Source organism: Pseudomonas sp. SWRI92, from assembly GCF_014268685.1.
Taxonomy (GTDB): domain Bacteria; phylum Pseudomonadota; class Gammaproteobacteria; order Pseudomonadales; family Pseudomonadaceae; genus Aquipseudomonas; species Aquipseudomonas marvdashtae.
Genome location: NZ_JABWQY010000066.1, coordinates 1 through 209, shown reverse-complemented (window position 1 = coordinate 209; position 209 = coordinate 1). Strand labels below are relative to the sequence as shown.

The following is a 209-nucleotide window of genomic DNA, read 5'->3' as shown; positions in this document are numbered from 1 at the left end:
CGCGGTCGGCAACGATGTGTACCAAGGCCCAACCACCGTCACCGAAAGCATCAGTACCGCCACTGGTGGCAACCTCGAGGCTATCGCTCCGAACACGACTCCGGTCAGCACCATCGTCAGCGATGTCGACGACACCACTACCGTGACGTTGACCGCTACACCGACCGTGAACGAAAACGGCACCATCACCTACACCGCAACCCTGACCG

The 209-nt window shown here is 60.8% G+C and carries 1 protein-coding gene; it reads left to right on the top strand.

The genetic code is table 11. The annotated features are described in order from the left end of the window. A partial coding sequence (locus HU762_RS27025) for an immunoglobulin-like domain-containing protein (RefSeq protein WP_186641896.1) occupies positions 1 to 209 on the top strand: 209 nt, incomplete at both ends.